This window comes from Massilia sp. CT11-108 (assembly GCF_047302915.1).
Lineage (GTDB): Bacteria > Pseudomonadota > Gammaproteobacteria > Burkholderiales > Burkholderiaceae_D > Telluria > Telluria orientalis.
Genome location: NZ_JBKYMO010000514.1, coordinates 1 through 3,789, shown reverse-complemented (window position 1 = coordinate 3,789; position 3,789 = coordinate 1). Strand labels below are relative to the sequence as shown.

The 3,789-nt window shown below is 64.4% G+C and carries 2 protein-coding genes and 2 pseudogenes; all 4 read right to left on the bottom strand.

Features of this window, described 5'->3' with window-relative positions; genetic code table 11:
* Positions 1-905 (bottom strand): annotated as a pseudogene (locus ACEN88_RS26470) (hypothetical protein); the annotation flags it as partial.
* A 283-nt stretch (positions 906-1,188) separates the two neighbouring features.
* Positions 1,189-2,523 carry a sigma 54-interacting transcriptional regulator gene (locus ACEN88_RS26465; RefSeq protein ID WP_413344454.1) on the bottom strand — a complete coding sequence of 445 codons (1,335 nt, stop codon included), beginning with the start codon at positions 2,521-2,523 and terminating at the stop codon, positions 1,189-1,191.
* Between the two features lie 379 nt (positions 2,524-2,902).
* Positions 2,903-3,343, bottom strand: coding sequence for a hypothetical protein (locus ACEN88_RS26460; RefSeq protein ID WP_413344452.1), 441 nt, complete (start codon positions 3,341-3,343; stop codon positions 2,903-2,905).
* Positions 3,340-3,789 (bottom strand): annotated as a pseudogene (locus tag ACEN88_RS26455) (collagenase-like protease); the annotation flags it as partial. The gene ACEN88_RS26460 and the pseudogene ACEN88_RS26455, both read right to left, overlap by 4 nt.

Here is a 3,789-nt window from a genome sequence, read left to right as displayed (position 1 = left end):
CCGGCGGTTGCCGTGATGCCGCCGCCGGTGCCGGCTGCGCCGTTGCCCGCGGTGCCGGCGGCGCCGTTGGCGTTACCGGTGTTGGTGGCGACGTTGCCGATGTTCGAGATGGTGTTGCCCGACACGCGGCCCGTCAGGTTCGCCGTGTTGTTGGACGACGAGGTGTTGAAGCTGTTCGAGAAGTTCGACGTCGCGGTGCCGCCGTTGTTCACGGCGACGGAGCCGGTCGCGGACGCGGTCGAGTCGCCCGAGCTGTTGTTCTTGCCCGTGCTGTTGTCGTTGTCGCGGTTGGTCGTCGTCGAGTTCGAGACCGTGCGGTTGGTCGAGGTGTTGTTGGTGCTGTTGTTGCTGCTGTCCGACGTGTTGTTCGAGTTACGGGTGCTGTTGTCGCTGTTGTCCGTCGACCTGTTGGTCGTCGTGGTGGTGACGCTGCGGTTGCTGTTGTCGGTGTTCGTGCTGCGGTTGCTGTTGTCCGTCCTGCTGCGGTTGCTGTTGTCGGCCGTGTTGGTGCTGCGGTTGCTGTTGTCGGTCGTCGTGGTCGTCGTGCTGCGGTTGCTGTTGTCGCTGCGGTCGCTGTTGTCGGCCGTGTTGGTGCTGCGGTTGCTGTTGTCCGTCGACGTGGTCGTAGTGGTCGTGTTGGTGCTCTTGTTGTTGTTCTGGTCCGAGTTCGTGGTTGCCGTGCTCGTGTTCGTGCTGTTGTTGCTGCTGTCCGAGGAGTTGGTGCTGTTGTTGCTGCTGTCCGAGGTGTTGTTCGAGTTACGGGTGCTGTTGTCGCTGCTGTCCGACGTGCGGGTCGTGGTCTGCGTGACGGTGGCGCCGCCGCCGTTCGCATTGACGCCATCCTGGGCTTGTGCGGTCAGCGAGAATGCCAGCGAAATGGCAGTCACGAGCAAAGTCTTGTTCATTCGAGTTCCCCTCTGGGTTTGATGGTTGGTGATGGGTCGGCTGTAGCGCCGACCTCCATCCCTTTGCAGTTTCAGTGCCAGCCCCACTGCAGAGCTTTCTAACCCATTGTTTTTGTTGACTTTGTACGGATTTTCCTACACGCCTGTCAGAGAAATCCCCGCACGAATTACCGAAAATATCGAAAAACTGTTTCACTTCCGGTACAACTCTGTCCACATACGCGCTGCAACACACAAAAAAAAGTGGACACCTTGTCCACTTGTGCCACATACCGGACACGCGTCACTCGCGGATGCCGTGCTTGCTCAGCAAACGGTACATCGTCGTGCGCGATACACCCAGGTCGCGTGCCGCGCGGCTCACGTTGTGGCCGCTGCGGTCCAGGCATTCGCGCAGGGCGCGCCGCTCGGAACGCATGCGGGTGTCGTCCAGCGCGGCGGACGTCGGCGCCATGATCGCGCGCGTCAGTCCCAGGTCTTCCGGCATGATCAGGCGGCCGTCCGACATGACCAGTGCCCGCCGCACCCGGTTGATCAGTTCGCGCACATTGCCCGGCCAGTCGTGGTCGAGGATCGCCTCGATCGCCCGGTTGGAAAAACCCTTCAGGCGCGGCGATTTTTCGCTCGCGTACATGTGGAAGAAGTGTTCGGCCAGCGTGACCAGGTCGTCGCGCCGTTCGCGCAGCGGCGGTACCGTCACCGGCAGCACGGCGAGGCGGTAGTACAGGTCCTCGCGGAACGCGCCGCTCGCGACGGCCTGCTGCAGCTGCACGTGCGACGCGGCGATCACCCGCACGTCCACGCGGATGTTGCGGGTACTGCCCAGGCGGCAGATCGTCTTCTCCTGCAGGAAGCGCAGCAGGTTGGCCTGCAGGTCCTTCGGCAGGTCGCCGATCTCGTCGAGGAACAGCGTGCCGCCGTCCGCCGACTCGATCAGGCCGGCCTTGCTCCGCGTGGCGCCCGTGAACGCCCCGCGCTCGTAGCCGAACAGCTCGGAGTGGATCAGGCTCGGTGCGATGGCGCCGCAGTTGATGGGGACGAACGGTCCCGCGGCCCGGTCCGACTGCGCGTGGATCGCCTGGGCGGTCAACTCCTTGCCGCTGCCGCTTTCTCCCCAGATCAGCACGGGCGCCGCGACCTTGGCGACACGCGACACCTGCGCGCGCAGCCGTGCGATCGCGTCGCAGCCGCCGATCAGCGGCGACGCGGGATCGTCGTGCGCGTCTTTGGCGCTGGGCCGCGGGCGCAGCATCGCCCAGCCGTGCGCATGGCCGAGCGTATGGGCCAGCCGGACCGGATCGACGGGGGCCGTGTGGTAATCGCACAGGTGCTCCACGACGAGGTCGCGGCAGGGCGCGGATTCGAGATCGCGCGGGTTGAACACGCCGACCCACTGCATATGGCTGTGGCGGCGCAGGAAGGTGTCCACTTCGGCCGGCCGGTGCTGTTCGCGGTCGTGCACGAGCAGGCCGACCAGGTAACGGTCGTTACGCAGTTCGCGCCCGGCTTCGCCGAAGTTGCTGACACTGCGGATCTCCCAGTCGTGCATTGCTTCATTGAGCAGGGCGCGCGCACCCTTGTCATCCGGGGCAATGCACAGCAGGCGCTTTCGGGTCATCCATCCTCCATCGGGTAATCGGCCGGTCCTCGCAACGGCGGCAGACGAATGGGAGAGCCGGCATAATTTCTTGACAAGTGTATCTGGGTGTAACCTGGGCTGCTGTTCTGTAGCCTGTTAGCAATTTCTTACTATCAGTTGATCTTTGTTTAATATTATGCCGCCCGTGAAATATTCGTGGCGGACGCTACATTATCGACCGGCGGTTACAATTAGTCACAATCGTGTAACCGATCCTCGTCATGGTCAAGGAAATAACGGCCGCCGTGTGGCTTTTTCCCGAATGCGGAAGGGGAACCCCCCATCGCTGGGGGGGAGGTCGTGGAAGGGAGGGGTCAAAAACCGAACGGCATGCGGACCGTGCGAATGGCGAAAAGATTCAGCGGACGCGCCGGACCTTGGGCGAGGCGTTGGTGCCTTCGATCTCGAGGAACAGGGTGCCGAACAGATTGCGCACGATCTTGACCGGTGGATTGCTCACCGGCGCGAGGTCCGCCGAGCTGCCGTCGACCACTTTCCACACCTGGCCGTTGGCAAGGGTGAACAGCGTGGCCGGGCTCCAGCCGGAGACCGTGCCGACGATCGTGCTCTCGATCGAGCGGGCTGGTTCGTCGGGCGTCTTTTGTTCGAGGCCGAAGGCTTGCGCGGCGGCGGCGGCCGGACGCGCTTCGGCGGGAATCGCGTCATAGCAGCCCAGGCGCGCGGCGCCGTCGGCCAGCTTGCGGCATGCCAGGATGGCGGCATCGTCGGCGAGGGCCACGCCCGTCGCGCCCAGCAGGGCCAGCAGTAGAGAAGTGCGCAGGATCATCAAGGGCCTCATGCGCGCGGACGCTGGCGGTGGAAGACGAGCGGGCTGTACGGAATGGCGGACGGCGGCGGCGAATTCAGGATCCCCGGCTTCATCGCGCCCATCACATGCATCTCGCACGGCTTGCAATCGAATTTCAGCGTGTAGGTTTCGGCGCCGGACACGAGCGTCATCGGCTCGGCGCGCACCTGGCCCTGCACGCCCTGCACACCCTTGGCCTGCTTGGGGCACAGGTTGAACGAGAAGCGCAGGCAGTGCTTGGTGATCATCAGCGACACTTCGCCCGGTTCCTCGTGCGACTCGTACGCGGCCGCGATCAGCTGCACGCCGTGCTTGTGGTAGAACGCGCGCGCCTTCTCGTTGTAGACGTTGGCCAGGTAGCTCAGCTGGGTGTCCGGGTACGCGGCCGGCGGTTCGACCGGCTGGGCGCGCTCCGGACGCCGCCATGCCGCGAGGCG